Consider the following 2,170-nt stretch of genomic DNA (forward strand, 5'->3'; position numbering starts at 1 on the left):
TCAATCGGGATAGGGGGGCATCTCGCGGTGCCACCCCTCCCACACCACCGGGCATACGGGTCCGTACCACGGCGGTTCGGCGGATTAAGCACTCACCAGCTTTTCCATAGAAAGCAGACCCAGACGACGGAAACGAGCTTTGGTAAAGGCGCGGTGCAGCGGTTCCGAAGAGCTCAACCGCCATGGCCCCTTTGGGCTGAAAATGGCCGCACTGGCCGACCTTTCAGGGACGTTGAGACGTCGGAGCTCGCGGTAGCGTTGGCCGCGCGTTTTCCACTGAACCCAGACGACGCAACGCAGGCGCCGTCGGATCCAGCCATCCAGCGATGGCAACTCGCGCCACTGGGTGAAGCCGAAGTACCCGGCCCAGCCCCGCACGAACGGGTTCAGGTCGGCGATCACCTTCTCCAGGCTGACGCCCCGATGCCGCCGCGTCAGTTCGCGAACCCGGTGTTTGAACCGGGTCACGGCCTTGTCGGCGATGCACCGCCGGAAGCCTGGGTCATCCTTGACCGTGAAGCCGAGGAACGACCGGTGCCACGGTCGGGCGACGGCACTCTTCTCCGTATTGATCTGCAGCTTAAGGCGCCGTTCGATGAAGCGGGTCAGGCTCGCCATGACCCGTCGACCAGCCTTTTCACTGCGGACGTAGATGTTACAGTCATCCGCGTACCGCACGAACCGATGGCTGCGACGTTCAAGCTCGCGATCCAGTTCATCCAGCACGAGGTTCGAGAGCAAGGGCGAGAGTGGACCGCCTTGCGGTGTCCCCTCCCCGCTTTCTTCGAACAACCCGCCATTAAGCACACCGGCCCTCAAGTATCCCCGGATGAGCCGCAGAACCCGCCGGTCCGAGACCCGTGCCGACACCGCGGCCATCAGCCGGTCGTGATTGACTCGGTCAAAAAATTTGGCCAAGTCGATATCGCCAACAAACCGGTAGCCTTCGATGACGTAGGCTTGTGCCTGCGCCACCGCCTGGTGAGCGGAGCGGCCCGGCCGGAAGCCGTAGCTGTGCTCGCTGAATGTCGGGTCCCACTGCGGCTGAAGCCGCTGCAGGACCGCCTGCTGGATCACACGATCGATCACGGTTGGAATGCCGAGGTTGCGCGTCCCGCCGGCCGGCTTCGGGATTCTCACCCGACGCACCGGCTGCGGCTGGTAACGCCCCTGGAGTAGTTGATTTTCGATCTCAGACCAGCGCGCTCTCAGGATGCCCGGCAGCTGTTGGACGGTAATACCGTCGACGCCGGGCGCCCCCTTATTGCGCACCACTGCACGCAATGCCGTTTCTATGTTGTCCGAATCACAGATCGCCTCCATGAGATGCTCTGTGGGTGCCGGGCTTTCGCGTTCGGTGGTCGCCGTGACTGCTTCGACCTCTTGCGCATCCCGGCGCGGGGCTTCACCCCGGCTGGGTATCGGCAAGGCCAGCTCCAGCTGGTATGGCGGTCGCATTGCGGTCATGAGATGCCCGATCTACTCACCCTTTCCTTCAACCCCTCCCTGGGGACCGTTCGGGCCTTCGGCCGGCGCTCCGGCTTTACTATGCCCTCTGCTGACTTCTGCACCGCGGTCAGGGCGCCTTTCGACGTCCTCAGTCCCGAAGGACACAATGCAGATCTCTCGGAGTAAGCCCGACAGCCTTCATCGCACACCCGCCGGATTTACAGTTCTGGCCCTTGATGGATATGGACTTTGCGAATGGCTGCCCGCTCGTCCGACCAGCGCTGCCTCGTATCCGGTTTCTGTTCGTCGGGTCGCGACTTTGCTCCACGCTTCCTTCAGACAGTCCCTCGCGGTTCTGCCCTTGCGCTTCGCTAGTGCTTCACCTCCATCAGGTTGCACAGGGGACTTTCACCCCAAACTGTCGGACATGTCCGACACACAGACCGCTACGCGCCGCCTCCGGCGGTGGCCTGCGGCCAGTCTTGACCGGCGCTGCGCGCAGCGCCGCTGACCAGCCAGGTCGGGACGGAGAAACGGTGTTCGGCCGAACAAAGAAACCGGCTCACGCAGCAGTAGCGGCGGCCAGATGATCGCGCACCCGGGCATTCAGGATGATCGCGATCCGGCGCATGCAGGCGACCAGCGCGACCTTAGCCGGCTTACCTTTGGCGCGCAGACGACGATAAAACTCTTTGATCGCCGGGTTGCTGCGCGCCGCGCT

At 63.4% G+C, this 2,170-nt stretch carries 1 protein-coding gene and 1 pseudogene; both read right to left on the reverse strand.

The features are described from left to right. Window positions 1-84: 84 nt before the first annotated feature. Entirely contained in the window at window positions 85-1,428 is a 1,344-nt protein-coding gene (gene ltrA / locus JOZ76_RS23445) for a group II intron reverse transcriptase/maturase (protein ID WP_291702370.1), read from the reverse strand. Between the two features lie 583 nt (window positions 1,429-2,011). Next, window positions 2,012-2,170, reverse strand: a pseudogene (locus JOZ76_RS23450) (IS110 family transposase); the annotation flags it as partial.

Source organism: Bradyrhizobium sp., assembly GCF_019244115.1.
In the GTDB taxonomy this organism is placed as follows: Bacteria; Pseudomonadota; Alphaproteobacteria; order Rhizobiales; family Xanthobacteraceae; genus Bradyrhizobium.